The 24,074-nt window shown below is 69.3% G+C and carries 25 protein-coding genes and 3 tRNA genes; 8 read left to right on the top strand and 20 right to left on the bottom strand.

All coding sequences use genetic code 11. The features are described 5' to 3' along the window. Positions 1–111 precede the first annotated feature (111 nt). From CLV54_RS03190 to tilS, 15 genes are all read right to left on the bottom strand, one after another. Positions 112–696 carry a DUF1349 domain-containing protein gene (locus CLV54_RS03190; RefSeq protein ID WP_100343476.1) on the bottom strand — a complete coding sequence of 195 codons (585 nt, stop codon included), beginning with the start codon at positions 694–696 and terminating at the stop codon, positions 112–114. A 7-nt stretch (positions 697–703) separates the two neighbouring features. Next, the gene (gene cls / locus CLV54_RS03185; RefSeq protein ID WP_100343475.1) at positions 704–2,167 is read right to left on the bottom strand and encodes a cardiolipin synthase; all 1,464 of its coding nucleotides are present in this window, start codon (positions 2,165–2,167) and stop codon (positions 704–706) included. A gap of 64 nt (positions 2,168–2,231) precedes the next feature. Next, entirely contained in the window at positions 2,232–2,432 is a 201-nt protein-coding gene (locus tag CLV54_RS03180) for a hypothetical protein (protein ID WP_100343474.1), read from the bottom strand. A gap of 44 nt (positions 2,433–2,476) precedes the next feature. Next, complete coding sequence (gene lysS, locus CLV54_RS03175) at positions 2,477–3,994, bottom strand: lysine--tRNA ligase (RefSeq protein ID WP_100343473.1); 1,518 nt, start codon at positions 3,992–3,994, stop codon at positions 2,477–2,479. Between the two features lie 116 nt (positions 3,995–4,110). Further along, positions 4,111–4,968, bottom strand: a complete 858-nt coding sequence (gene panC / locus CLV54_RS03170) for a pantoate--beta-alanine ligase (RefSeq protein WP_100343648.1) — start codon at positions 4,966–4,968, stop codon at positions 4,111–4,113. A 53-nt stretch (positions 4,969–5,021) separates the two neighbouring features. Beyond that, positions 5,022–5,738 (bottom strand): Rossmann-like and DUF2520 domain-containing protein, encoded by a 717-nt coding sequence (locus tag CLV54_RS03165; protein WP_100343472.1) that lies wholly within the window; start codon positions 5,736–5,738, stop codon positions 5,022–5,024. Beyond that, positions 5,735–7,423: a PH domain-containing protein gene (locus tag CLV54_RS03160; protein ID WP_100343471.1), complete on the bottom strand. Its 1,689-nt coding sequence runs from the start codon at positions 7,421–7,423 to the stop codon at positions 5,735–5,737. Before CLV54_RS03160 ends, CLV54_RS03165 begins: the two co-directional genes overlap by 4 nt. Next, positions 7,420–7,953 carry a PH domain-containing protein gene (locus CLV54_RS03155; RefSeq protein WP_425430254.1) on the bottom strand — a complete coding sequence of 178 codons (534 nt, stop codon included), beginning with the start codon at positions 7,951–7,953 and terminating at the stop codon, positions 7,420–7,422. The genes CLV54_RS03160 and CLV54_RS03155 overlap by 4 nt, the downstream gene beginning before the upstream one ends. Next, entirely contained in the window at positions 7,950–8,417 is a 468-nt protein-coding gene (locus CLV54_RS03150; RefSeq protein WP_100343470.1) for a DUF3180 domain-containing protein, read from the bottom strand. Before CLV54_RS03150 ends, CLV54_RS03155 begins: the two co-directional genes overlap by 4 nt. Next, positions 8,414–9,316 carry a 2-amino-4-hydroxy-6-hydroxymethyldihydropteridine diphosphokinase gene (gene folK / locus CLV54_RS03145; RefSeq protein ID WP_245861274.1) on the bottom strand — a complete coding sequence of 301 codons (903 nt, stop codon included), beginning with the start codon at positions 9,314–9,316 and terminating at the stop codon, positions 8,414–8,416. The genes CLV54_RS03150 and folK overlap by 4 nt, the downstream gene beginning before the upstream one ends. Continuing rightward, complete coding sequence (gene folP, locus CLV54_RS03140) at positions 9,309–10,100, bottom strand: dihydropteroate synthase (protein ID WP_100343646.1); 792 nt, start codon at positions 10,098–10,100, stop codon at positions 9,309–9,311. Before folP ends, folK begins: the two co-directional genes overlap by 8 nt. Before the next feature lie 17 nt (positions 10,101–10,117). Then, complete coding sequence (gene folE, locus CLV54_RS03135) at positions 10,118–10,693, bottom strand: GTP cyclohydrolase I FolE (protein WP_100343468.1); 576 nt, start codon at positions 10,691–10,693, stop codon at positions 10,118–10,120. Between the two features lie 8 nt (positions 10,694–10,701). After that, positions 10,702–12,708, bottom strand: a complete 2,007-nt coding sequence (ftsH, locus tag CLV54_RS03130; protein WP_100343467.1) for an ATP-dependent zinc metalloprotease FtsH — start codon at positions 12,706–12,708, stop codon at positions 10,702–10,704. 181 nt (positions 12,709–12,889) lie between these two features. Further along, on the bottom strand, positions 12,890–13,441 hold the full coding sequence (hpt, locus tag CLV54_RS03125; protein ID WP_100343466.1) for a hypoxanthine phosphoribosyltransferase: 552 nt from the start codon (positions 13,439–13,441) through the stop codon (positions 12,890–12,892). 47 nt (positions 13,442–13,488) lie between these two features. Then, positions 13,489–14,457, bottom strand: coding sequence for a tRNA lysidine(34) synthetase TilS (gene tilS / locus CLV54_RS03120; RefSeq protein ID WP_245861271.1), 969 nt, complete (start codon positions 14,455–14,457; stop codon positions 13,489–13,491). 366 nt (positions 14,458–14,823) lie between these two features. On the opposite strand from tilS, the gene CLV54_RS03115 reads away from it, so the two are divergent. Next, the gene (locus tag CLV54_RS03115; RefSeq protein ID WP_100343464.1) at positions 14,824–15,318 is read left to right on the top strand and encodes an inorganic diphosphatase; all 495 of its coding nucleotides are present in this window, start codon (positions 14,824–14,826) and stop codon (positions 15,316–15,318) included. A 105-nt stretch (positions 15,319–15,423) separates the two neighbouring features. Here the strand turns inward: CLV54_RS03115 and CLV54_RS03110 are convergent, their stop codons facing one another. After that, positions 15,424–16,761 carry a C40 family peptidase gene (locus CLV54_RS03110; protein WP_245861269.1) on the bottom strand — a complete coding sequence of 446 codons (1,338 nt, stop codon included), beginning with the start codon at positions 16,759–16,761 and terminating at the stop codon, positions 15,424–15,426. After that, positions 16,754–18,076, bottom strand: coding sequence for a M23 family metallopeptidase (locus tag CLV54_RS03105; protein ID WP_245861267.1), 1,323 nt, complete (start codon positions 18,074–18,076; stop codon positions 16,754–16,756). The genes CLV54_RS03110 and CLV54_RS03105 overlap by 8 nt, the downstream gene beginning before the upstream one ends. 374 nt (positions 18,077–18,450) lie before the next feature. Between CLV54_RS03105 and CLV54_RS03100 the strand changes: the two genes are divergently transcribed. From CLV54_RS03100 to CLV54_RS03090, 3 genes are all read left to right on the top strand, one after another. Next, a tRNA-Glu gene (locus tag CLV54_RS03100) sits at positions 18,451–18,523 on the top strand. A 44-nt stretch (positions 18,524–18,567) separates the two neighbouring features. After that, a tRNA-Asp gene (locus CLV54_RS03095) sits at positions 18,568–18,641 on the top strand. Positions 18,642–18,732: 91 nt separating this feature from the next. After that, positions 18,733–18,805 (top strand) — tRNA-Phe (locus CLV54_RS03090). A gap of 133 nt (positions 18,806–18,938) precedes the next feature. Here CLV54_RS03090 and CLV54_RS03085 read toward each other — a convergent pair. Then, positions 18,939–19,508, bottom strand: a complete 570-nt coding sequence (locus tag CLV54_RS03085; protein WP_100343462.1) for a TetR/AcrR family transcriptional regulator — start codon at positions 19,506–19,508, stop codon at positions 18,939–18,941. A 109-nt stretch (positions 19,509–19,617) separates the two neighbouring features. On the opposite strand from CLV54_RS03085, the gene CLV54_RS03080 reads away from it, so the two are divergent. Further along, positions 19,618–20,562: an SDR family NAD(P)-dependent oxidoreductase gene (locus CLV54_RS03080; protein WP_100343461.1), complete on the top strand. Its 945-nt coding sequence runs from the start codon at positions 19,618–19,620 to the stop codon at positions 20,560–20,562. A gap of 83 nt (positions 20,563–20,645) precedes the next feature. On the opposite strand, the gene CLV54_RS03075 is transcribed toward CLV54_RS03080, so the two are convergent. Further along, positions 20,646–20,822 carry a YegP family protein gene (locus CLV54_RS03075; protein WP_100343460.1) on the bottom strand — a complete coding sequence of 59 codons (177 nt, stop codon included), beginning with the start codon at positions 20,820–20,822 and terminating at the stop codon, positions 20,646–20,648. Between the two features lie 300 nt (positions 20,823–21,122). Here CLV54_RS03075 and CLV54_RS03070 point away from each other — a divergent pair, with 300 nt between their 5' ends. From CLV54_RS03070 to CLV54_RS03060, 3 genes are all read left to right on the top strand, one after another. Next, on the top strand, positions 21,123–22,310 hold the full coding sequence (locus CLV54_RS03070) for a Fic family protein (RefSeq protein ID WP_245861265.1): 1,188 nt from the start codon (positions 21,123–21,125) through the stop codon (positions 22,308–22,310). A gap of 444 nt (positions 22,311–22,754) precedes the next feature. Next, positions 22,755–23,180 (top strand): ArsR/SmtB family transcription factor, encoded by a 426-nt coding sequence (locus CLV54_RS03065; protein ID WP_100343458.1) that lies wholly within the window; start codon positions 22,755–22,757, stop codon positions 23,178–23,180. After that, positions 23,177–23,653 carry an SRPBCC family protein gene (locus CLV54_RS03060; protein ID WP_100343457.1) on the top strand — a complete coding sequence of 159 codons (477 nt, stop codon included), beginning with the start codon at positions 23,177–23,179 and terminating at the stop codon, positions 23,651–23,653. The genes CLV54_RS03065 and CLV54_RS03060 overlap by 4 nt, the downstream gene beginning before the upstream one ends. 83 nt (positions 23,654–23,736) lie before the next feature. Here the strand turns inward: CLV54_RS03060 and CLV54_RS03055 are convergent, their stop codons facing one another. Then, positions 23,737–24,015 (bottom strand): hypothetical protein, encoded by a 279-nt coding sequence (locus CLV54_RS03055; RefSeq protein WP_100343456.1) that lies wholly within the window; start codon positions 24,013–24,015, stop codon positions 23,737–23,739. Positions 24,016–24,074: the final 59 nt, after the last annotated feature.

The raw sequence follows: 24,074 nt of genomic DNA, 5'->3' as shown, positions 1-24,074 counted from the left end.
ATGAACTCCTCCCGAAGAGTCGGGCCGCCGAGCCGACGAGCCGCCGGGTCGATTGAATCGTCGGGTCGATGCGCTCGGGTCGATGTGCTCGGGTCGGCGGCGAGGGTCGGGTCAGTGCAGCGAGCCGTCGGGCTCCGTGACCGCCCACTCGTGGAAGCGCACGACGAGTCCCGCCCTCGTGGGCGCGCAGCAGAACGGGCCCGCGTGCACGACGGCACCGGGCGGCAGCGGCGCCACCCGCACGAGGCGGAACGGCTCGCCCTCCACCGCGGCCCGTACGGTCACGGCATCCCCCGAACGGCTCGCCCGCACGGTGACGACCCGGCCCGCCCACTCCGGCACGGGCGCGACCGACCAGTCCGACGAGCCCCGTGTGACCACGGCGCCCAGCTGCGGAGAGCCGTCGGCGAACTCCACGCCCGCCTTGATCCAGTTCTCGTCGTCGACCCGCAGGAAGACGCCGGCCTGGTCGAACTGCGCCTCGAAGCCGACCGTGAACGCGACCTCGACGGCCGCGGCATCCGGCAGCTCGCGCACGAGCGTGTGCTCGCTGTCGTGCACGAAGCCGTAGGAGGTGTGACGCCAGGCGTCGCTGCCCTCCACGGCGGTCACGAGCAGATCGCCGCCCTGCTCGACGGCGGAGACCGGCTCGTGCGTCCAGACACCGCTCGACCACTCCACCCCGGTGCGCGACATCCGGGGCCTACTGAACGGCCGAGGTCAGGCGGGCGAGGTTGTCGAGGATCGTCGAGCGGAGAGGCTGACGCATCCACTCCTCGAGGGTCAGCTCACGGCTGTCGTCACGGTAGCGCTGCTCGACCTCGCGCATCTCGTCGACGAAGGAACGGCCGCGCACCATCATCGAGACCTCGAGGTTGAGGCTGAAGGAGCGCATGTCCATGTTGCTCGACCCGATCACGGCCACGTCGTCGTCGATCGTGAAGTGCTTGGCGTGCAGGATGTAGGGCGCCTTGTACATCCAGATGCGCACGCCCGCGCGCAGGAGGGCCTCGTAGTAGGAGCGCTGAGCGTGGTAGACGAGCGCCTGGTCGCCGATCTCGGAGACGAAGAGCTCGACGACGATGCCGCGCTGCACGGCCGTCGTGATCGCATAGAGCATCGACTCGTCGGGAACGAAGTACGGGCTCGTGATGATGATGCGATCCTGCGCGTAGTACAGCAGCGCGAGGAACAGTCGCAGGTTGTTCTCGCCCTCGAAGCCCGGCCCGCTCGGCACGATCTGGCAGTCCAGCGTGTCGGCGGTCACCTCGTCGACGATTGGCTCGGTCTCGCGCGTGAGCAGCTCGTCGGTCTCGCTGTACCAGTCGGTGATGAAGATCGCGTTGAGACCCGCGACGATCGGGCCCTGCACGCGCGTCATGAGGTCTTGCCACTTGAGGCCGCGCTTGATGTTCGACTTCTTGTTGTAGCTGCGGTCGACGATGTTCTGCGACCCCATGAAACCCACGGTGCCGTCGACGATGAGCAGCTTGCGGTGGTTGCGCAGGTCGGGGCGCTGGTACCGGCCCCGGAACGGCTGCACAGGCAGCATCAGGCGCCAGTCCGCCTTCATGGCGGTGAGCCGCTTCTTCGTGTCCGTGAAGCCGGGCTGACGCAAAGAGGCGATGTGGTCCATCATCACCCGCACCGTCACGCCCCGGCCGATCGCGGCCTCGAGCGCGTCGAAGAACGGGCCGGTCGTGGCATCCAGCGACAGGATGTAGAACTCCACGTGCACGTAGCGCTTGGCCTTGTCGATCTCGTCGATCATCGACTGGAACGACTCGTAGTAACCCCCGATGAGCCTCGCGTGGTTGCCGCCCACGAGCGGCATGGCGCCGAGGTTGCGGTTGAGGTGCACGACCGACTCGAGCCACGGCGGCCACGGGTGGTCGCGGCGCACGCGCTCGATGCCCTCGGTGCTGTCGATGATGAAGGTGTTGATCTCGAGCTGCTTCTCGCGCCGGCGCTTCGGCAGCTTCGTGCTGCCGATCAGCAGGAAGAGGATGACACCGATGTACGGGATGAAGAAGATCGCGAGCAGCCATGCCATGCCCGAGGTCGGGCGGCGGTTGCGGGGGACCACGATGATCGCCACCACGCGGATGATGAAATCGACGATCAGGAGCGGTACGACGATCCAGATCGTGGTCGCTTCGGGCGTCATCGTACGGTAACCCCTGCTGTCGAGTCGAGCTGAACCGGGCGGCTCAGTGCAACAGTAGCGGCACTCAGACCGCGGGCGGGTTTTCCGCGCCGCCGGTCGCGGGCGGCAGGCCGAGCTTCGCGCGCTCCTCGGCCTCGACCTTGGCATACACCTTGCGCTCGGTGCGGTCGGCTCGGAGGATCGAGCGCATGATCATCCAGAAGATGAGCCCGACGAGTACCGTCGGCGCGAGCGACCAGAGCGCGTTGGTCCAGAAATCGTCCATAACCCCTCCAGGATACGCCGCTCGGGCGGTGAGCGGGCCGTGAGCTACTTGACGAGGGGGAAGAGGATGGTCTCGCGGATGCCGAGACCCGTGAGCGCCATGAGCAGCCGGTCGATTCCCATGCCCATCCCGCCTGACGGCGGCATGCCGTATTCGAGGGCCCGCAGGAACTCCTCGTCGACGCGCATCGCCTCGACGTCGCCCGCCGCGCCCTGCTTGGCCTGCTCGACGAAGCGCTCGCGCTGCACGACCGGGTCGACGAGCTCGGAGTAGCCCGTGGCCAGCTCGAAGCCGCGGATGTAGAGATCCCACTTCTCCACGACGCCCTCGATCGAACGGTGCGCGCGCGTGAGCGGGCTCGTCTCGACGGGGAAGTCGAGCACGAAGGTGGGCTTCGTGAGCGAGCCCTTCACGAAGTGCTCCCAGAGCTCCTCGACGAGCTTGCCGTGGTTGGCGAGAGGCACCTCCACCCCTTCACGGTCGGCGAGCGCCTGCAGCTCCTCCACAGAGGTCTGCGGAGTGATCGGGATGCCGGCCGCCTCCGAGAGACTGTCGTACATGCTGATCCGATCCCACTCCCCGCCGAGGTCGAACTCGGTGCCGTCGGCCCACGTGACCACGTGGCTTCCCGAGACGGCGAGCGCGGCATCCTGGATCAGGCGCTGGGTGATGTCGGCGATCGAGTTGTAGTCGCCGTAGGCCTCGTAGGCCTCGAGCATCGCGAACTCGGGCGAGTGGGTCGAGTCGGCGCCCTCGTTGCGGAAGTTGCGGTTGATCTCGAAGACCCGGTCGATGCCGCCGACGACGGCGCGCTTGAGGAAGAGCTCGGGCGCGATGCGCAGGAAGAGCTCCATGTCGAAGGCGTTGCTGTGGGTGACGAAGGGCCGCGCCGCCGCGCCGCCGTGCATGGTCTGCAGCATGGGGGTCTCGACCTCGATGAAGCCCAGATCGGTGAAGGTGCTGCGGAGCGAGACCATGGTCGTGGCGCGCTCGATGACGTTGCGGCGGGCCTGCTCGCGCAGGATCAGGTCGAGGTAGCGGCTGCGCACCTTGTTCTCGTCGCTCAGCTCGTTGTGGAGGTTGGGCAGCGGCAGCAGCGCCTTGGTCGCGATCTGCCAGCTCTGCACGAGGATCGACAGCTCGCCGCGGCGGGAGGAGATGACCTCGCCCGAGACGAAGACGTGGTCGCCCAGGTCGACGAGATCCTTCCACTCGGCGAGCGACTCCTCGCCCACCTGCGCGAGGCTCACCATGGCCTGCACACGGCTGCCGTCGCCGGATTGGAGCGTCGCGAAGCAGAGCTTGCCCGTGTTGCGGAGGAAGACCACACGGCCGGCGACCCCGACCGTCTCGCCGGTCGTCGCATCCGCCTCGAGCTCGCCGAAGCGGGCGCGGATGTCGGGGATGGTGTGGGTCACGGGAACCGTCACGGGATATGCGCCGCCGCCGGGGTTCTGCGCCGAGGCGATGAGCCGCTCCCGCTTGGCCAGGCGCACCGACTTCTGCTCGGAGATCTCCTCCGCTGTCGGTTCGTCGTGCTCGGTGGGGGGCGTCTCGGCCATGTGCGTTCTCCGCGCCGCGGGCCGGGCCCGAGCGCCCTTCTGGCGAAGGTTCTGGTTGTGGGTTCTGGTGTGGGTCTTGGTTGTGGGTTCTGGTGCGGCTCGGTCGAAGGAGCGGATCAGGTGAGCTGGATCGCCGCGTTGTCGATGAGCCGGGTGCCGCCCACGACCGCCGCGACGATCACGAGCGCCGTTCCGCGGAAGTCGTCGCCGACCGGCTGGAAGCTCGCGGGATCGACGACGACGAGGTAATCCAGTTTAGCCAGCGTCTCGCCCATGATCGCCGACTGCCCGGCGGCGACCGCGCGGTCGACTCCGCCGTCGGCCGCCGACTCGGCGGCCTCGAGGGCGAGCGACAGCGTCCGGGCCGCGCGGCGCTCGTTCGCGCCCAGGTACCGGTTGCGGCTCGAGAGCGCGAGACCGTCGGCCTCGCGCACCGTCGGGACGGCCTCGACCCGCAGCGGCAGGTTGAGGTCGGCCACCATCCGGCGCACGAGGAAGACCTGCTGCGCATCCTTCTGGCCGAAGAGGGCGACCGTGGGCTGCACGATGTTGACGAGCTTGGCGACGACGGTGAGCATGCCGTCGAAGTGACCGGGGCGGGCGGCGCCCTCGAAGAGCGAGCCGACCGGGCCGGCCGTCACTCGTGTGGTGGGCGCACCCGCCGGGTACATCTCCTCGACGCTCGGCACGAACACGTGGTCGACCCCCTCCGCGTCGAGGGCGGAGAGATCGGCCTCGAGGGTGCGGGGATAGCGATCGAGGTCTTCCCCGGCGCCGAACTGCAGCGGATTGACGAAGATCGAGACGACGACGCTGCCGCCGAGCTGCTTCGCGCGCCGCACGAGAGCCAGGTGGCCGTCGTGCAGGGCGCCCATGGTCGGCACGAAGGCGATGGGCGGCTCGGCTCGGCCGTGGGTCGCGGCATCCGCACGGGCCTCGGAGAGCCGCTCACGCAGCTCGGCAACGGTGGTGATCACGATTCTCGATGCTATCGGGTCGAACGGGGCGGAACGCCTCAGAACGGGCCTCAGAACGGGTCAGGGGCCGTCGTCGGGCCGCCCGCGAGCCCCAGGGCGTTGTCGACCGAGGAGCGCACGAGCGAGGTGAGGAAGCGCCCCGGCTGCTCGACGCCGATCTGAGCCAGCAGCCCGGTGGCCTGGCCGACGATCGCCCGACTGAAGCTCGTGGCGGTGGCGATCGCCTCGGCGTAGGCGGGCCGGTCGCCCTCCTCGACGATGACGGGCTCGCCGCCCATCTCGACGACGAGGGCCTGCCCGATCGGCAGCACCGGCCCCGGCGCGGTCACGGCGAAATAGCTCTCGGCGAGACGGGCGAGGTCGACGCTCGTGCCCGTGAAGGCGAGAGCCGGATGGATCGCGAGCGGGATCGCGCCGGCGGCCAGCGCGGGCGCGAGCACTCCGAAGCCGAAGCCCGGGGCGGTGTGAACGACGAGCTGGCCGGCCTGCCAGGCGGATGCCGCGGCGAGCCCCGCCACGAGCCCTTCGAGCTCCGCGTCCGGCACCGCGATGAGCACGAGCTCGCTGCGCTGGACGATCTGCGGCACCGTCAGGATCGGCGCACCCGGCAGGATCGCGTCGGCGCGCTCGCGGCTCGACTCCGAGATCGCGGAGATGCCCACGATCGCGTGCCCCGCCCCGGCGAGCGCGGCGCCGAGGATGGGGCCGACGTGGCCGGCGCCGATGATGCCGATGCCGAGACGCCCGGCACGCTGTGCGGCGTTCACTCCGGGCTCCCGTCCCGGCGAGCGGGGGCGTCCGGGGCGGAAGGCGCGGCGAGAGGCGAACCGGGAGGCGAGACGACGTCCGAACCCGGCCCGGAGGCCTCGGCCCGGCCCCAGTGGTGGCTGGTGTCGGCGCCGGCGGCCTCGACGGCGCCCGATGCGACATCCTCGAAGAAACGGGCGGAGAGCTGGGCGTCGATCGCTCCCAGGCGGGTCGAGACCGGCCCCGCGACGACGTGCACGTTCGCGGCGGCGAGGCGGAGCGCGCGCTTGATCGGGCCCTGCTCGATGCCGACGCTCTGCACCCGGGCGAGGGGCACGATAACGAGCTCCCGCCAGACCACGCCCCGGCGCACGATCACAGCGCCCTCCGTCATGAAGTACCCCGTGCGCCTCCACGAGAACGGGCGGATCCAGGCCGCCCGCCTCGGGGCGTTCGTGAACTCGTCGGCCCCCTTCGACCGCAGGGCCCCGCGCACGAGCCGTTCGCGCTGCTCGGCGCTGAGCGAAGGCGCCACAAGGGCGAGCACCCGCTCGACGTCGTCGAGGGTGCCGACGGGCAGGGTCGTCGTGTTCGCCTGCCCCGCCGCGCCCTGGGCCGAGGAGTGCCCGGCCTTGTTGATGCGCACCTGCCACCAGCCGAAGGGGCGCCACATGAGCGGCTGCTGCACCCCGATCGCGTGGATGCGGCCGGGCGGGATCGTCTCGTTGCTCGTCGAGAGCAGGCCGAAGCCGACCCGCACGCCGTCCGCCGTGCCGGCGATGCTGTAGCGCAGCGACTTCGTGAAGCGCGAGAAGTAGTACCCGGCCGAGCCCAGGATGCCGGGCAGCAGCGCGAAGAGCAGCACGTAGTAGCCGTGCGAGGTGCCGTAGACGATCACGCCGATCGCGACGATGAGGAAGATCGTGAAGCCGCTCAGCACGATGGAGGCGATGAGGCGCCCGGGCGGGATCGTGACGACCGACTCGGGCGGCGCGGCATCCGGGTCGAGCTCGGGGGCCAGGAACTCGTTGACCCGGCGCGTGACGAGACCGGGCCGCGCGGTGCCGTCGCCCGCGACGCCCTCGGCGCCCGGCGCCTCCGCGCCCTCGGCGAGTCCCGCGCCCTCGGCCGTCGCATCGGCCGGGAGCGTGCGGGCTCCCGATGCGAGACGCAGGATGTCGCGACGCAGCCCGTCGGCCAGGTCGGAGCGCAGGTACGCGAGCTGCACGTTCGCGTCCTGCCCAGCGACGTTGACCTCGAGCTTCGCCGCCCCGAAGATGCGCGCGAACAGGGGCCGCGCGACGTTGATGCCCTGGATGCGGTCGAGCTTCGCCTTGCGGTGGGTGCGGAACAGGATGCCGCTGCGCACCTCGACCGACTCCGACCCGACCCGGAAGGTGTGCATCCGCCATGAGAAGTAGAAGGCCACCACCGCGATGAGCACGACGACGAGCACGGCGAGCAGCGCCCAGCCGGCCAGTCCGCGCTCGTAGATGCGCGTGATCGGGTCGCCGTCGTACTCGGGCACGTTGAAGAAGATGTCGATGAGCCGCTCGCGCAGGTTCGCGATGATGACGCCGGCCACGACGACGAGCGCGATGCCGCCCTTCAGCAGCGGGGTCGCCCGGTGCAGCCGATGCCATTCGCCGTCGATGAGCGCGGGCTCGGCGGCATCCGCGAGCCGTGGCGGCCGGGGCGAGGTCACAGCCCCGCCCGGCGGCTCTCCGCCAGCTCGACGAGGCTGTCGCGCAGTTCGACGGCGTCGGCTTCCGGCAGGCCCGGGATGGAGATGGCCGAGGACGCCGCGGCCGTCACGAGCTTGAGGTCGGCGAGTGCGAGCGCACGGCCGACCGGGCCGCGGTTGATGTCGACGAGCTGCATACGCCCGTACGGCACGGCGACGACGCGCTGGAACATGATGCCGCGGCGGAAGAGCAGGTCGTCGTCGCGCAGGCGGTAGCCGATCGAGCGCACCCGGCGCGGCGCGATCACGAGGCTCACGACCGCGATGACGACCACGACGGCGAGCGCCGGCACACCCCACCAGACCGGCCAGAGCCAGATGAAGAGCGAGGCGAGGAATCCCATCACGACGCCCGTGATGAGGGTGCCGACGACCTCCACGACGACGTACTTCGGCGAGACCCGCTTCCAGTCGACGCCGACCGGGCCGAGACCGCCTGCCGAGACGTCCACCGTCTCGCCGGTCGCCCTGCTCGTGCTGTCGTCGCTCACGCTGCTCCCCCGGCCGCCGGATCGTCGTCGCCTCCCGGCGGCAATGTGCACAGGTGCTCGGCCACGAGGCCGCCCACGAGGAGGATGACCGCACCCGCCACGGTCACCGCCGCCAGCACGATCGAGCCCACTCCGGGGATCACCGAGCGGCTCAGCAGGTAGATGAGCACACCGAGGCTCGCGCCCGTGAGCAGTGCGCCGGCCAGGCTGCAGGCCTTCGCGAGCAGCGCGACGCGCATGGCTCGGAACGGGTCGACGCGGCGGCCGTGGCCGTGCGTCGCCCGGCGGATGGGCACCGCGAAGCCCACCACGATGGCCGCGATCGCGATGAGGGTGACCGGCAGCGAGACGGGCGGGATGAAGATGGCCTGGCCCGCCGCGGCGGCCGCGAGCTCGGCGAGGAAGCCGACGACGAGACCGATCGCCCCGAGGCCGATGACCGGTGTGGCGTGCGTGCGCCTCATCGGGGCTCACCCGCCCCGGTGTAGCGCCGCAGGGAGACGTCGTGACCGCCGGGGCCGCCAGCACCCGGGCCGCCGAGGCCCGCCACGAGCCGGGCCACGGAGCCGACGCCCGGGATCGCCGCGCGGAGGTCGACGTCGAGCCACGGCACGAGCACGAAGTCGCGCTCGGCCGCCCGGGGGTGCGGCAGGGTCAGCGTCTCGTCGCTCGAACGCAGCGAGCCGTAGCTCACGATGTCGATGTCGAGGGTGCGATCGCCCCAGTGGACGTCGCGCACCCGCCCGTGGGCGAGCTCGATGGCCCCCGTCGCCGCGAGCAGCTCGTGCGGGGTGAGGCTCGTGTGCACGAGCGCGACCGCGTTGAGGTAGGCCGGGGCATCCGGGTCGACGCCGTCGGGGCGCACGGCGTCGGTCTCGTAGAGCGGGGAGAACGCGTCGACCGTTATGCCGGGGACCGCGTCCAGATCGTTCACGGCGGCTCGGAGCGTCGCCTCGCGGTCGCCGAGGTTGCTGCCGAGTGCGAGCACGGCATGCTCGGATCGGGGGCGCACGATCGTGACCGCGACATCCTCGAAGGGCACCGAGATCGGTGCGTCCGGTTTGTGCACGGTCACCCGCACCCTTTCGACGGGGTCGTGAGCGAGCACGGTCCGGGCGACGCGCTCGGCGAGCGTCTCGATGAGGTCGACGGGCTCGCCCGCCACGGCGTCGTGGATCTCGACGGCGAGCTCGCCGTAGTGAACGGTCGAGGCGATGTCGTCAGTGGAGCCTGCGGCGAGCAGCGACAGCCATGCGGTCACATCGACGACGAAGTCCTGCCCGTTCTGGCGTTCGAAGTCGTAGAGGCCGTGGTTGGCGTGCACGCGCAATCCGGTGAGCGTGATCGAATCCTGGTCAGTCACGCATACCACCCTGCCATGCCTCCACGACGTCGAGGGCCGATCGGGTCGCCGCGACGTCGTGCACCCGCACGGCCCACACGCCCGCCTGCGCCGCGAGGGCGCTCACGACGGCCGTGACGGCGTCGCGATCGGACGCGGGCGCTCCCGCCGGCAGCAGCGGCCCGAGGAACCTCTTGCGCGAGGCGCCGACGAGCACGGGCAGCCCCAGCTCGGTGAAGGCGTCGAGATGGGCGAGCAGCCGCCAGTCGTGCTCGGCGAGCTTCGCGAAGCCGAGACCGGGGTCGATCACGAGCTTGTCGCGGGCCACCCCCGCCTCCGTGAGCGTGCGCACCCGGTCGAGCAGCTCGCTGCGCACCTCGGCGACCACGTCGTCGTAGTGGGCGAGCGAGGTCATGACGTCGCTCGGGCCGCGCCAGTGCATCGCGATGAACGGCAGGCCCGTGGATGCCGCGGCCGCCGGCATGGCCGGGTCGGCGAGCCCGCCCGACACGTCGTTGATGTACGAGGCACCGGCACGCGCGGCGGCGAGCGCCGTCTCGGAGTTCATGGTGTCGACGCTCACGACGAGGCCGGCGTCGGCGAGCGCGGCGATCACGGGCAGCACCCGGGCCTGCTCGTCGGCCGCGGCGACCCGGGCGGCACCCGGGCGGGTCGACTCCCCGCCGATGTCGAGGATGTCGGCTCCGGCACGTGCGAGCTCGAGACCGTGGGCGATCGCGGCATCCGTCTCGAAGTACCGCCCCCCGTCGCTGAAGGAGTCCGCCGTCACGTTCACGATGCCCATGACGAGCGTGCGTGCCGTCACTCGGTGCCCCTCGTGGCGAGCGCGATGAGCTCGGCACGCGCGGCTGGCTCGCTGAGGGCGCCGCGGCTCGCGATCGTGACCGTCGAGCTGTTGATCTGCCGCGGGCCGCGAGTCGTGACGCAGCCGTGCACGGCCTCGAGGATGACGAGCACGCCGAGCGGCTCGAGCCCCGCCACGAGGGTGTCGGCGATCTGCTCGGTCAGCCGCTCCTGCAGCTGGGGCCGGGTGGCGAGGGTGTCGACGACCTTGGGCAGCCGGCCGAGGCCGACGATCCGGGTGCTCGGCAGGTAGGCGATGTGGGCTGTGCCCACGAAGGGCAGCAGGTGATGCTCGCACATCGAGCGGAACGAGATGTCGCGCACGAGCACGAGCTCGCCGACGTGGTCGCCGAGGGGCACCGCGTCGCGCAGGTGCTCGAGCGGATCTTCGCCGAGACCGCCGAAGAACTCGGCGTACGACTCGGCGACCCGGCGCGGGGTCGACTCGAGCCCCGGGCGCGCCGGATCCTCCCCGATGGCGAGGAGGAGCTCGGTCACGGCAGCTTCGACACGCGCCCTGTCGACACCGGACACGATCGAACCTACGCGGTCGCGGGGCGGGGCTTGGTCTGGCGGCTGCGGGTGGGCTTCACGACCGGCGGCTCGGACTCGACGCCACCGTCGACGGCACCCTGGTCGATCGGCGCCCGGGAGGGCACGACGACGGGGGGAAGGTCGGAGATGGGCCGCGAGGAGCTGGACAGCCACTGCGGGCGCTCGGGAAGCTTCTTGACGTCTTTGAAGATCTCGGCCAGCTGGTCGTGGTCGAGCGTCTCCTTCTCGAGCAGCTCGGTCGCCAGGCGGTCGAGGATGTCGCGGTTGTCGTTGATGACCTGCCACGCCTCGTCGTGCGCCTGCTCGATGAGCAGCCGCACCTCGGCGTCGACGCGCTCGGCGATCTGCTCGGAGTAGTCGCGCTGGTGGCCCATGTCGCGGCCGAGGAACATCTCGCCCGACGACTGCCCGAGCTTCACGGCGCCGACGTTCGCGCTCATGCCGTACTCGGTGACCATCTTGCGGGCGATGGACGTCGCCTTCTCGATGTCGTTCGACGCGCCCGTGGTCGGGTCGTGGAAGACGACCTCCTCGGCGACACGGCCGCCCATGGCGTAGCTCAGCTGGTCGAGCAGCTCGTTGCGGGTGATCGAGTACTTGTCTTCGAGCGGCAGCACCATGGTGTAGCCGAGCGCGCGGCCGCGGGGGAGGATCGTGACCTTGGTCACGGGGTCGGTGTTGCGCATCGCCGCAGCGGCGAGGGCGTGTCCGCCCTCGTGGTACGCCGTGATGAGGCGTTCCTTGTCTTTCATGACGCGGGTGCGCTTCTGCGGGCCGGCCATCACGCGGTCGACGGCCTCGTCGAGGGCGCGGTTGTCGATGAGCTGGGCGTTCGAGCGCGCGGTGAGCAGCGCGGCCTCGTTGAGCACGTTGGCGAGGTCGGCGCCCGTGAAGCCGGGCGTCTTGCGCGCGAGCACCTCGAGGTCGACGCCCTTCGCGAGCGGCTTGCCCTTGCCGTGCACCTCGAGGATCTTCTTGCGGCCCTGGAGGTCGGGGGCGTCGACGCCGATCTGACGGTCGAAGCGGCCCGGGCGCAGGAGGGCGGGGTCGAGGATGTCGGGGCGGTTCGTCGCTGCGATCAGGATGACGTTCGTCTTGACGTCGAAGCCGTCCATCTCGACGAGCAGCTGGTTGAGGGTCTGCTCGCGCTCGTCGTGGCCGCCGCCCATGCCGGCGCCGCGGTGGCGACCGACGGCGTCGATCTCGTCGATGAAGATGATGGCGGGCGAGTTCTCCTTCGCCTGCTGGAAGAGGTCGCGCACGCGGCTCGCGCCGACGCCCACGAACATCTCGACGAAGTCGGAGCCCGAGATCGAGTAGAACGGCACGCCGGCCTCGCCGGCGACGGCGCGCGCGAGGAGCGTCTTGCCGGTTCCGGGAGGGCCGTAGAGCAGGACGCCCTTGGGGATGCGGGCGCCGACGGCCTGGAACTTCGCGGGCTCTTTGAGGAAGTCCTTGATCTCCTCGAGCTCCTCGATGGCCTCGTCGGAGCCGGCGACGTCGTCGAAGGTGACCTTCGGTGTCTCCTTCGAGACGAGTTTCGCCTTCGACTTGCCGAACTGCATGACCTTGTTGCCGCCGCCCTGCATGCCGGAGAGCATGATCCAGAAGAACACGCCGATCAGCAGGATCGGGAGCAGGAAGCCGAGCGCCGAGAGGAACCAGTTCGGCTGCGGCACCTCGTCGGTGAAGTCGGTCTTCGGGTTCGAGTCGTTGACGGCGTCGACGACCTCGGCGCCGCGCGGTGCCACATAGTAGAACTGCACCTGCTTACCGAACTCGTCGTCGGGCTGGGTGAGGGTGATGTCGACGCGCTGCTCACCGTCGACGATCTTCACGGTGTCGACGTTGCCGTCGCCGAGCAGCTCGAGCCCCTTCTGGGTGCTGACCTCCCGGAAGCCGGACATCGTGATCAGGCTCGACCCGATCCACACGGCGATGACCGCGAGCACGATGTAGAGAATGGGGCCGCGGAAGATCTTCTTGACGTTCATGGTCTTGCAAGGTTACCGCGGCGGCACTGGGCGGGGCCTGCGTGTTTGCCGTGGGCGTAATGAACCCCTTTTCTCCACTCAAAACGACGGAGATTTCGCCGAATTCTGCCCGAAAATCGGCCTTTCGCCCCCTCAGGAACAAAATGTCCGTCGTTTTGAGAAGAACGAGAGAAAAAGGGGGCTACTCGTAGACGTGCGGCGCGAGCACCCCGACGCCGCGCAGATTGCGGTACTTCTCCGCGTAGTCGAGGCCGTAGCCGACCACGAAGTCGTTGGGGATCTCGAAGCCCGCGTACTTGACGTCGATGTGAACCTTCGCGGCATCCGGCTTGCGCAGCAGCGCGCACACCTCGACCGACGCCGGGCCGCGGGATGCGAAGTTCTCGAGCAGCCACGAGAGCGTCAGCCCGGAGTCGATGATGTCCTCGACGATGAGCACGTTGCGGCCCGCGATCTCGGTGTCGAGGTCTTTGAGGATGCGCACGACGCCCGAGGACTGCGTGCTCGTGCCGTACGAGCTGACAGCCATCCAGTCCATGTCGATGTGCCGCTTCAGCTCGCGGGCCAGATCGGCCATCACCATGACGGCGCCCTTGAGCACTCCGACGAGCAGCAGGTCCTTGCCCTCGTAGTCCGCCTCGATCTGGCGGGCCATCTCGGCGAGGCGAGCGCGGATCTGCTCCTCGCTCACGAGCATTTTCGCAAGATCGCCGGGAAGATCGCTCGAATCCATGGGTGCAGCGGGCCCTTCGCTCTGGGGTTCGCAGGCCGGGCGGCCCGCTACTCGGCGGCCGAGAAAACGATCAGGCCGCCGACCCTCAACACTCTAACCCCTGGAAGATCGAGCGCTTTCTGGCCGTGCCAGTCGGTCACGAGCCGGGCCACCTGCATCGTGTGGCCCCGGTCGATCGACACCCCGAACTCGCTCTCGACCACATAGCGGATGATGCGCTGCCGCAGCGCAGGCGGGTTCGCCTCGAGCGCCGCCACCGAAACGGCGATGCCGGCCTCCGCGGGCTCGCAGATCTCCTCGACGAACTCGAGGATCATGTCGTCGAGCGCGTCGGAGTCCTCGCGGAGCTGCTCGGCCGTGCGGGCGAGCGCCTCGGCGACGCCCCCGCCGAGCTCGCGCTCGAGCATCGGCAGCACCGTCCGGCGCACACGCACGCGGGTGAAGGCCGGGTCGTCGTTCTGCGGGTCGTGCCAGGGCTCCAGCCCGGAGTCGGCGCAGAAGGCGTGCGTCGTCTGCCGGCGGATGCCGAGCAGCGGGCGCAGGTACGGCCCGGTCGCCGGCGCCATACCTCGCAGGCTCGCGGGGCCGGACCCCCGGGCGAGGCCGAGCAGCACCGTCTCGGCCTGATCGTCGAGCGTGTGCGCCACGAGCACGTGACTCGCGCCCGTCTCGGCTCGGGCCTCGTCGAAAGCCCGGTAGCGGGCGGCTCGGGCCGCGCCCTCCGGGCCGCCGGCGCCCGGACCGGTGCCCACCGCGACCGTGCGCACGAGCACGGGGTCGAGCCCCAGCGCGCGGGCCTGACGAGCGGCGTGCGCCGCGACATCCGCCGACCCGGCCTGCAGACCGTGGTCGACGACCACGGCGCCCGCGCGGATGCCGGCCCGCGGCGCCTCGAAGGCCGTCGCCGCCGCGAGCGCGAGCGAGTCGGGGCCGCCGCTGAGCGCCACGAGCACGAGCCCCCCCTCTTCTTCTTCCCCACCGCTCCCGCCCCTGCCCCCGCTCCCGCTCCCGCCCAAAACGACGGACTTTTCGCCCTCAGCGGCGGTTTCTGGCAGAAAACGCCCGGAATCGGCAGAATCTCCGTCGTTTTGAGGAGGAAGGGATGAGTGAGGAAGGGGGGACGGATGAGGAGGGAGAGACGGGTGAGGAGGGAGAGACGAGTGCGCGGGGAGATGAGCAGCGAGGTGGGCGCCGAGGCGAGCGGATGCGAGGGCGTCGCGCACGGCCCGGCGCACGTCGGCGATCGCGGGCGTCAGGCGAGGGCGGCGATCAGGATGCATCCAGTAACGTTATTCGAGCCGCGCAGGCTCCGTCACGCGAGTCGCCGAACGCGCAGCCCACCGAGCACGCAGAAGCACCAGAAGCGCAGAGGAGAACACCCCATGGCCGCATACGACGCCGTCATCGAGATCCCCAAGGGGAGCCGCAACAAGTACGAGGTCGACCACAAGACCGGCCGGGTGTTCCTCGACCGCGTGCTCTTCACGACCTTCGTCTACCCCACCGACTACGGCTTCTTCGAGAACACGCTCGGCCTCGACGGCGACCCCGTCGACGTGCTCGTGCTGCTCGACTACCCGCTGTTCCCGGGCGTGGGCGTCTCGGTGCGGCCCGTCGCGGTCTTCAACATGACCGACGACGGCGGCTCCGACGCCAAGGTCATCGCGGTTCCGGCGAAAGACCCGCGCTGGGCGCACATCCAGGACATCGCCGACATCCCGGAGTACACCCGCAAGGAGATCGAGCACTTCTTCGAGCACTACAAAGACCTCGAGCCCGGCAAGTGGGTCAAGACCGAGGGCTGGGGCGACGCCGCAGAGGCGGAGGCGATCGTGCAGGCCGGCATCGTGAAGCTCGCCGAAGAGGGCGACCACTAGAACGCGGCGGCACGAAAAAGGGCGGGCCTCGCGGCTCGCCCTTTTTTCGCGTCCGACCCGTCGTCTGGGTCCCGTCGCCCGAGTCGAACGAGCGGATGCCGCGGCCTACGCCGAGGGACGCCCCACGTACGACGCCACGTCGCCCATGCCCCAGATGAAGTAGTTGCGCACGGGCTTGCCGTAATCGGCCGCCTCGATGATCCGGTCGCCACCGACGTAGATCGCGACGTGGTAGTAGTCGCCGCCACCGCCCCAGAAGATGAGGTCGCCGCGCTGCCGCTGCGAGAACGGCACGAGCTTGCCCTGGGCCTGCATCGTGCGGTACTGGTTCGTCGCCGAGTGGGTGCCGATCGAGATTCCGGCCGCGGCGTAGGCCTCACGGGTCAGGCCCGAGCAGTCCCAGATGTCGGGGCCCGAGCCGCCGAGCCCGTACGTCTCGCCGAGCTGCTGCTCGGCGAACCAGATCGCCGTCTCCACCGCGCTCGTGTTCGGCGGGGCCACCGGGCCGGGGCCGGGGCCGGGATCGGAGTTGCCGCCGCCGTTGCCGCCACCACCCCCGCCTCCGCCGGAGTTGCCGCCCCCGTTGCCACCGGAATTGCCGCCGTTGCCTCCGCCGGAGCTGCCGCCCGTGTTGCCGTCGCCGCCGCTTGCGGGCGGGTCGGGCACGATGACGGGCCGTCGGGCCTCCACACCGGCAAGGTACTCGCGCTCCGTCTCCGCCGTGCTGTCCTTGAGCTCGGCGAGCTGCGCGATGAGCTCGGACGACTTCGCCTCCTGCGCCGACAGCTGGGCGTTCGCCGACTGCGCCGCGGCGTTCGCCGCGTCGAACTTCGCCTGCGCCTCGACCTCGAGCTTCTCGCGCTCCGTCTTCGCGACGCCGGCCTGGTCGGTGAGCGACTGGGCCTCGTTGCGGTCGGCCATCGCCTGCGTGTAGATGGTCTCCGACTGGGCGCTGAGCTTGCTCATCGTGCCCAGCTGGTAGAGCAGGTCGTCGGCCTGCTCGCCGTTCACGAACAGGTTCAGCGACATGTCCTTGCCGCCGGAACGGGCGAGGTGGGCGGCGAGGAGCCCGGCACGCATCTTCGACGTCTTGGCCTTGGCCGCGGCGGCATCCGCCTGGCTTCGCAGGGATGTCTCGCGCTCGGTCGCGGCGTCGAGGGCGTCCTTCGTCGTGCGGTACGCCTCCGCGGCGATCGCCGACTGCTTGGCCGCCTCGTCGGACGCGGCCTGCAGCCCGCCGATCAGGTTCGTGATGTTCTCGATCTCGGCCTGTTTGGTGGCCTCGTTCTTCTTGGCGTTCTGCACGTCGTTCCACGAGGGGTAGTCCTCGTCGGCGAACGCGGGACCCACGATCCCGATGCTCGCCGTGACAGCCCCGACAGCGACCGCGCCGAACACCTGGGTCGGAGTGATCCGACCGGTCGTACGCTTCCTGTTAGCCAAGTCCCGCGCCTCTCTCTGCCATGAACGGCACTGCGTTCACGGGTGTTCCGTTGATGCGAACCTCGAAATGCAGATGGCAGCCCGTCGACGCGCCCGTCGTGCCGCTACTGGCGATATTCTGCCCGACTTCGACCTGCTGGCCAACGCTCACGAAGATGCCGCCCGGACGGATGTGCGCGTAACCGGTCTGCACGCCGCCGTGGTCGATGAGGATCCAGTTGCCGTAGGTGCCGTAGGGGCCGGCCGAGATGACCGTGCCCGAGTGCGCCGCGTAGATGGGGGCGCTGCAGCCCGTTCCGATGTCGGTGCCGCGGTGGTTGCTGCTGCTGCAGCCGCCGCCCGTGCAGATGACGCCGCGACCGCCGAAGCCGTCGGTGATGCGTCCTGCGCCCGGCACGGCCCAGCCCGAGTCGCTGATGTAGCCGCCGGGAAGCCCGGGGCCGGGGCCGCTGCCCCCGCCACCACCACCGGATGCCGCGGCGAGCCGTGCGGCCTCCAGCTCGCGCTGGCGCCGCTCCTCCTCGCCCTTCTGCCACTCGGCGACCGTCTTCGCGGTCGTGTCCTGGAGCGCCTTGAGCTGCTCCTCGAGCGTGATCTGCTGGGCCTGCTGCTCGGCGAGAGCGGCGGCGGCGGCCTCGGCGGCGGCGTTCGCGGCATCCATCGCGTCTTGAGCGGCGACACGCAGCTGCTCGCGCTCACCGCGGGCGACCTCGGCCTGGGCGCTCATCGACGCGGCTGTGTTCTGGGCGATCTGCGCCGCGTCGTAGATGCTGCTGCTGCGCTCGACGAGCTTGCTCATGCTGCCGAGCTTCGCGAGCAGCTCGTCGGCCTGGCCGCCGGGTCGCTCCCCGTCGAGGAAGATGTTGACGCTCAGGTCGCCGCCGCCCGCGCGGTAGAGCTGGGCGGCGAGGCGGCCGGCCTGCTGGGTCGCGGCATCCGCCTGGGCCTGGCTCGTGTCGGCCTGCTCCTGGATCGTGGTGGCGCGGTCTTCGGCGTCGAAGAGCTTCTGCTCGGCCACCTGCAGCTCGAGACCGCGCTTCTCGGCCTCGGCCTGGGTCTGCTCGACCTGCGTCTGCAGCTGGCCGATGAGGTTCTTGATGTTGGCGACGGCGGCCTCGCCGGCGGCCTGGTTGTTCTTCGCCGCCTGCACGTCATCCCAGCTGGGGTAGTCGGCCGCGAACGACGGCTGCGCGATGGCGCCCGTCAGCGCGATGCCGAGGACGGCGACCATCGCGACCGGGAACAGCCGGCGGCGCGGCCTGAGCGGCCGGGTCGACCCGGTGCGGTTCAGGCGTGCGAGTCTGCGGAGTCTCACCCTGATTGTTCCTGTGCGATCCATGGCTCCCCAGCTCGTTCACTGCCGCTGACGGGCACCGAGGTGCCCGAACGGCCGCTTCGCGCTCCCTGAAACGCGTCACTTCCGTTCACTCCAGTAACAGTGTTAACACCGTTAACAGTAACCACCGCATGGCGAATTGCCCAGCACCCGCACGTTGGGGGGCTACGTGGACTGACCAGCGGGGTCGGTTCTCGCGAGTGCTGAGGCGAGGCTAACCCCGCAGACGAGCAAAGCCCGGTTGATTTCTGGCTCGTCGCGGGATCCCCCGCCGCCCATCCCCGCTCGGTTTGGTTAAACTGATCACTGACCGTATGCTTGTGCGTCGGAAGTCATGCGGCTTGCAACGTGACGGCCCCATCGTTTAGTGGCCTAGGACACCGCCCTTTCACGGCGGCAGCACGGGTTCGAATCCCGTTGGGGTCACTAGACACATACAAAACACATACAATTGAATAGCTTCACATCGAGGCCCTGTAGCGCAGTTGGTTAGCGTGCCGCCCTGTCACGGCGGAGGTCGCGGGTTCAAGTCCCGTCAGGGTCGCAAGACACGTTCGGCCCATCCGAAAGGGTGGGCCATACTGTCTTATAGACGCCGTCTCTCGACGCCCAGCTTCGAATCACGGATGTCTGATGGCTCTGTAGCTCAGTTGGTAGAGCGTTCGACTGAAAATCGAAAGGTCACCGGATCGATGCCGGTCGGAGCCACGGAATCGCCCCAAGATCTCGCCGTCTTGGGGCTTTTTCATTTTTGCGGTCGCGAGTCGCGCCGAATCGTCGGTCACGCGCGTCGGAGGAACGATGTGGCGCGACTCGCAGCCGGAGCCCGGAGCCTCGCCGCTTAGCGACGGACGAGGCCGGCCATCAGCAGGTCGAGGAGCCTGGCGGCGAGCTCGCGCTGATGCTCGGCGCCGGCGATGAGGGTGACGCCGCCGAGCGCCATCATCACGTCGTCGGCGGCGACGTCGTCGCGGAGGGCGGCTGTCGCGACTCCCGCGTCCAGCAGTGTGGCGATCGCGTCGCGGAGCATCGTGCGGCTGGCGGCGCGGAGCCCCTCACGGGATGCGAGGATGCTGGGCAGGGCATCCGACATCCCGTGCTTGGTGAGCATGTAGTCGACGAAGCTGTCCATCCAGGCACGCAAGGCGTCGACGGGCGTCGCGGTCTCGAGCAGCCGTGCTGCGCTCTCGCACAGCCTGGTGGTCTCGTTGCGGTAGCTCGCCTCGATGAGGTCTTCGCGCGTCGGGAAACGTCGGTAGAGGGTGCCGATGCCGACCCCGGCCTGCTGCGCGATCGCCTTGAGCGAGGTGTCGGCGCCGTCGCGGGCGAACGCCTGGGCGGCCGCGTCGAGCAGTCTGTCGCGGTTGATCTGCGCGTCCGCGCGCAGTCCCCGGGCATCCGTGGGCGTCATGATCGGCTCCTCTCCTTGCAAACGGAGCAGGCTCCGCTTATGGTCGACAAATAAGCGGATGCGGCTCCACATATGAGCATAGCGCTCCGCGCACACAGAGGGAGAGACCATGAGCACCAGGATCACGACACCGTTCGGAGCGCAGTCCACCGCCGCGGAGGTGATCGCCGGGGTGGAGCTCGCAGGCAGACGCGCGATCGTGACGGGAGCGGCATCCGGAATCGGCGTCGAGACGGCCCGGGCCCTGGCGAGCGCCGGGGCGGAGGTCACCCTGGCCGTTCGCGACACCGCTGCGGGACGGCGGGTCGCCTCCGAGATCAGCGCGAGCACCGGCAGCGAGAAGGTGCTGGTCGCCGCGCTCGACCTGGCCGACCAGGGGTCGGTCGCCGCCTTCGTCGCCGGCTGGACGGGAGCGCTCGACATCCTGATCGCCAACGCCGGCATCATGGCCACCCCGGAGCTGCGAACCGCGGAAGGGTGGGAGCTGCAGTTCGCCACCAACCACCTCGGACACTTCGCCCTCATCACCGGTCTGCACGAGGCACTCGCCCGCGCGGGGCATGCACGCGTGGTCGTCGTCAGCTCGGTCGGGCACATCAACGGCGAGGTGCTGTTCGACGACATCGACTTCCTCCGGCACCCCTACGACCCGTGGGCGGCCTACAGCCAGTCGAAGACGGCGAACATCCTGTTCGCGGTCGCGGCGGCCGAACGATGGGCCGCCGACGGCATCACGGTCAACGCCCTCAACCCCGGCCGGATCTGGGGCACCGGGCTGAGCCGGCATATGGATGTCCCGCCCGCGTCGTTCGACCCCGCGGGCGGAACGGGCACCTCGGAGAAGACGGTCGAGCAGGGTGCCGCGACATCCATTCTGCTGGCCGCGTCACCGCTCGTCGAGGGCGTGAGCGGCCGCTATTTCGAGGACTGCCAGGAGGCCGAGCCCCTCACCCCGGGCATCCGCCGCGGAGTGGCCCCCTACGCCCTCGACCCGCAGAAGGCGGAGCGCCTCTGGGAGGTCTCGCTCGACCGTCTCCGCGCGGCACGCCCCTGACCACGCGCGTTCGCGAGTCGCGCCACATCGTCCTATAGACGCGCCGGAAGAACGGTTTGGCGCGACTCGCGAGGGCGGCCGGCTCAGGTCTGATCGTCGACGGTGGCGATGGGAGCGTTGGTGCGCACCGATTCGATGCCGTTCTCGGCGCCCGACTTCGAGGCATAGCCCTCGGAGACGGCGATCGTCTGGCCGTTGGCGGCCGTGAGGCGGAACCGGTATTCGCCCGCTTTGTCTCGGTAGAGCTCGAAGGTGGCCATTGCAACTCCTTTGTCGCTGGTTCGAACCGCGCTGCGCACAGTGATTGAACAGTAGTACCCCTTCAGCATGTCGCCATAGCCCCGGCGGCAACTTTCACGTGACAGGATGAGCGACGTGTGTATTATTTAACCAGAACATTAATTAACCGAGAAGTAAAATAGGGAGACGGAGCCGATAAAGACCGAGACGTTCCCCACCCCGCGCGAAGCGTTGAGCCCTCACATCTGGTGGCACTCATGATGGTGATGACTCTAAGTAAAGGATATTCCATGATCCTTTGCTTAGAATGAACCATGCACATGGATATGCAGTATTGGCCCGCCATCGGATACGAGACACGACCTTGGCAACGCAGCGGTGACGAGATCACATCCCGTCGTCAGTTGCGACGACTGACCAATGAGTACCAGGCTGCAGTCCCACCCTTGATCGGGCAGACCGACGTCGTGCTCGAACCGGAAGTGCTGGCCGCATCCGACGAGGCGAGCGCCGAGCTGGCGCGCTTCGACGCCGAGGCGGGCATCCTGGTCGCACCGTTTGCGTCGATCCTGCTGCGCACCGAGTCGGCGTCCAGCTCCGAGATCGAAAACCTGACCGCGGGGTCGAAGCAGATCGCGCTCGCGAGCATCGGCGCGGCCCGCTCCGAGAACGCGGTGCTGGTGGTGGCGAATGTGCGGGCGATGGATGCTGCGCTGCGCCTCAGTATGCAGCTCGACGAATCCGCCGTGATCGGCATGCACGACGCACTACTGGCCGCGTCGGCGCCGAGCATGGTCGGACAGTGGCGACAGGAGCAGGTGTGGATCGGCGGTGGCGCAATCTCGCCGCACACCGCGCAGTTCGTACCCCCTCACCACGACCGAGTGCCCGAACTCATGGACGATCTGTTCGGTTTCATAGATCGCACGGACGTGCCGGTGCTGGCACAAGCTGCCATCGCGCATGCCCAGTTCGAGACGATCCACCCGTTCCCGGATGGCAATGGCCGCACGGGACGCGCGCTGATCCATTCCATGCTTCGTCGCGGCGGTCTGACCCGCAACCTGACCGTACCCGTGTCGGCAGGTCTTCTGCACGAGCCAGAAGCGTACTTCGAGGCACTAACCGACTATCGAGACGGCGATGTCGACGCGATCGTGCACGCGATGACGAACGCGGCATTCGCTGCTGTGAGCAATGGTCGCCGGCTCGCCGATGACATCACTGCCACACGGGCTCGCTGGGCGAGCGGGATACGGGCACGCACCGATTCGTCCGTGCATCGCCTGCTCGATCTACTGCTCGCGCAGCCCGTCGTCAGCACCGCCATCGTCGCGGAGCGACTGGGAGTGAGCACGGTGACCGCGGGTTCCGCGATCGATCGCCTCGTCGAGGCCGGCGTCCTCACCCAGACGGGCGGCGGCCGACGCTATCGCCTCTGGCAGGCCTCAGAGATCATCTCGGCGCTCGACGGCTTCGCCGAGCGCGCACGTCGCGGACGGGTCTGAGCCGCCCTGGCCCCTGATGCGTGGTGGTCAGTGCTCTACAGCTGGCTGTACGAGCAGAACGTCTCGCTCGACCAGCTCTTCTCGACCGGCGTCGCGACGAGCACTATGAACCTGCACACGGTGACGTAACCGGGCCGTCGCGGCCGGCGACCGGACAAAGCAGCCGGCCCGTGCGCTTCGCACGATGACTGACACCGCGGACCCCGTTCACCGGCGAACGACGGGGTGAGCGGCCGTACGAGATGCCCAGTGACGCCTGAGAGTGCAGATTCGAGCCAGGTATGGCGTATCCGAGCGATGGACTCCGTGCGTCACCCCGAAACCTGCGCTCTCGGCCACGGCCAGAGGGCACTGCTCTGGGGCGGTGGAGGCATACGGGGATTGACATCGAGGTCGATCGAGCTATTATTTAACCAGAACGTTAATTAACTGAGAGGTAAAACAATGGCGACCGACACGCTGAGCCTCACCTTCTCGGCCCTCGCCGACCCGACGCGACGCGCGATCCTGGCGCGGCTGGCGGACGGCGAGGCGACGGTCACCGAGCTCGCCGAGCCCTTCGAGATCTCGCTGCCCGCGATCTCCAGGCACCTCAAGGTGCTCGAGACCTCCGGGCTCATCTCGCGGGGCCGCAGCGCGCAATGGCGCACGAGCCGCCTCGAGCCCGCGCCCCTCGCCGAGGTCAACGCCTATCTGGAGACCTACCGGCGGTTCCTCGGCTCGAGCTTCGACCGGCTGGCGGAACACCTGCGGCGCGTGCAGGAGGAGTCGGGGCATCCGCTCGACGACACGCACGGCGACCGCACGGCCGACACGACACGCACGACCACACCGACACGCACAACCGACACAGACGAGGACGAACGATGACCATCAACTCCCTGCCCGCAGACTCCGACGTCATCGAGGACGGCTCCCTCGTGATGATCCGCGTGATCGATGCACCCGCCGAGCTCGTCTTCCAGGCCTGGACCGATCCCGACCACCTCGCCCGGTGGTGGGGGCCCAAGGGTCTGCACACACCCAGGAACACTGTCGAGGTCGAGCCTCAGGTGGGCGGCTCCTGGAAGGCGACCATGGTGCGGGATGACGACGGGGCCGAGTTCCCGAGTCACAGCGTCTTCGTCGTCGTCGAGCCGCCGCGCCACTTCGAGCTCGAGGCCCACCCCGACAGCGGATTTCCGTCGACCCTCTCCGTGACCCTCGAGGAGCTCCAGGGCAAGACCGTGATGACGGTCGTGAACCGGGTGCTCACGGAGGCGGCCCCGACCTTCGACGGCATGATCGAGGGCTGGGGAACGGCCTTCGTCAAGCTGCGACGGCTCGTCGGCGCGACGGTCTGAGCGAGTCGAGCGGCCCCGCGGTCTGAGCGGGTCGAGCGGCCCCGCGGTCCGAGCCGACCGATCGCGGCCCGCCGAGCCGAGGCTCACTCCGCCGTGCGGATCGTCTCCCACTCCGCCATGAGCTCGGGCAGGCGCACCTCGAGAAATCGGTAGAACCGCGCCATCTCGGTGACACGGGCCGCTGCGGGCGACTCCGGGTCGTCGATCGCCGGCAGCGCCGACTCCGCGAGCACCGCGAGCATCACGTAGACGGGGCTCGAGCTCGTGACGACCCGGCTCCACGGGTCGTCCGGCAGCCGCCGCGACGGTGAGGTCGAGACCGTCGAGCGCACGCACTCGGCCGAATCGCCTGTCGAGGCCACGGGCCTCGATGATGGTGTCCGTGGAGGCGACGTTACGTTGATTTCACAATTTTGTGAAA

Source organism: Compostimonas suwonensis (genome assembly GCF_002797855.1).
Classification (GTDB): domain Bacteria; phylum Actinomycetota; class Actinomycetes; order Actinomycetales; family Microbacteriaceae; genus Compostimonas; species Compostimonas suwonensis.
Note: the sequence above shows the minus strand (reverse complement) of the source record. Positions and strands in the feature narration are given on the sequence as shown.

What these genes read in the sequence shown, in the direction of transcription:
- CLV54_RS03190 (WP_100343476.1), bottom strand. Translation starts at nt 696, where the DNA reads ATGTCGCGCACCGGGGTGGAGTGGTCGAGCGGTGTCTGGACGCACGAG.
- cls (WP_100343475.1), bottom strand. Translation starts at nt 2,167, where the DNA reads ATGACGCCCGAAGCGACCACGATCTGGATCGTCGTACCGCTCCTGATC.
- CLV54_RS03180 (WP_100343474.1), bottom strand. Translation starts at nt 2,432, where the DNA reads ATGGACGATTTCTGGACCAACGCGCTCTGGTCGCTCGCGCCGACGGTA.
- lysS (WP_100343473.1), bottom strand. Translation starts at nt 3,994, where the DNA reads ATGGCCGAGACGCCCCCCACCGAGCACGACGAACCGACAGCGGAGGAG.
- CLV54_RS03150 (WP_100343470.1), bottom strand. Translation starts at nt 8,417, where the DNA reads ATGAGGCGCACGCACGCCACACCGGTCATCGGCCTCGGGGCGATCGGT.
- folP (WP_100343646.1), bottom strand. Translation starts at nt 10,100, where the DNA reads ATGGGCATCGTGAACGTGACGGCGGACTCCTTCAGCGACGGGGGGCGG.
- ftsH (WP_100343467.1), bottom strand. Translation starts at nt 12,708, where the DNA reads ATGAACGTCAAGAAGATCTTCCGCGGCCCCATTCTCTACATCGTGCTC.
- hpt (WP_100343466.1), bottom strand. Translation starts at nt 13,441, where the DNA reads ATGGATTCGAGCGATCTTCCCGGCGATCTTGCGAAAATGCTCGTGAGC.
- CLV54_RS03115 (WP_100343464.1), top strand. Translation starts at nt 14,824, where the DNA reads ATGGCCGCATACGACGCCGTCATCGAGATCCCCAAGGGGAGCCGCAAC.
- CLV54_RS03085 (WP_100343462.1), bottom strand. Translation starts at nt 19,508, where the DNA reads ATGACGCCCACGGATGCCCGGGGACTGCGCGCGGACGCGCAGATCAAC.
- CLV54_RS03080 (WP_100343461.1), top strand. Translation starts at nt 19,618, where the DNA reads ATGAGCACCAGGATCACGACACCGTTCGGAGCGCAGTCCACCGCCGCG.
- CLV54_RS03075 (WP_100343460.1), bottom strand. Translation starts at nt 20,822, where the DNA reads ATGGCCACCTTCGAGCTCTACCGAGACAAAGCGGGCGAATACCGGTTC.
- CLV54_RS03070 (WP_245861265.1), top strand. Translation starts at nt 21,123, where the DNA reads ATGGATATGCAGTATTGGCCCGCCATCGGATACGAGACACGACCTTGG.
- CLV54_RS03065 (WP_100343458.1), top strand. Translation starts at nt 22,755, where the DNA reads ATGGCGACCGACACGCTGAGCCTCACCTTCTCGGCCCTCGCCGACCCG.
- CLV54_RS03060 (WP_100343457.1), top strand. Translation starts at nt 23,177, where the DNA reads ATGACCATCAACTCCCTGCCCGCAGACTCCGACGTCATCGAGGACGGC.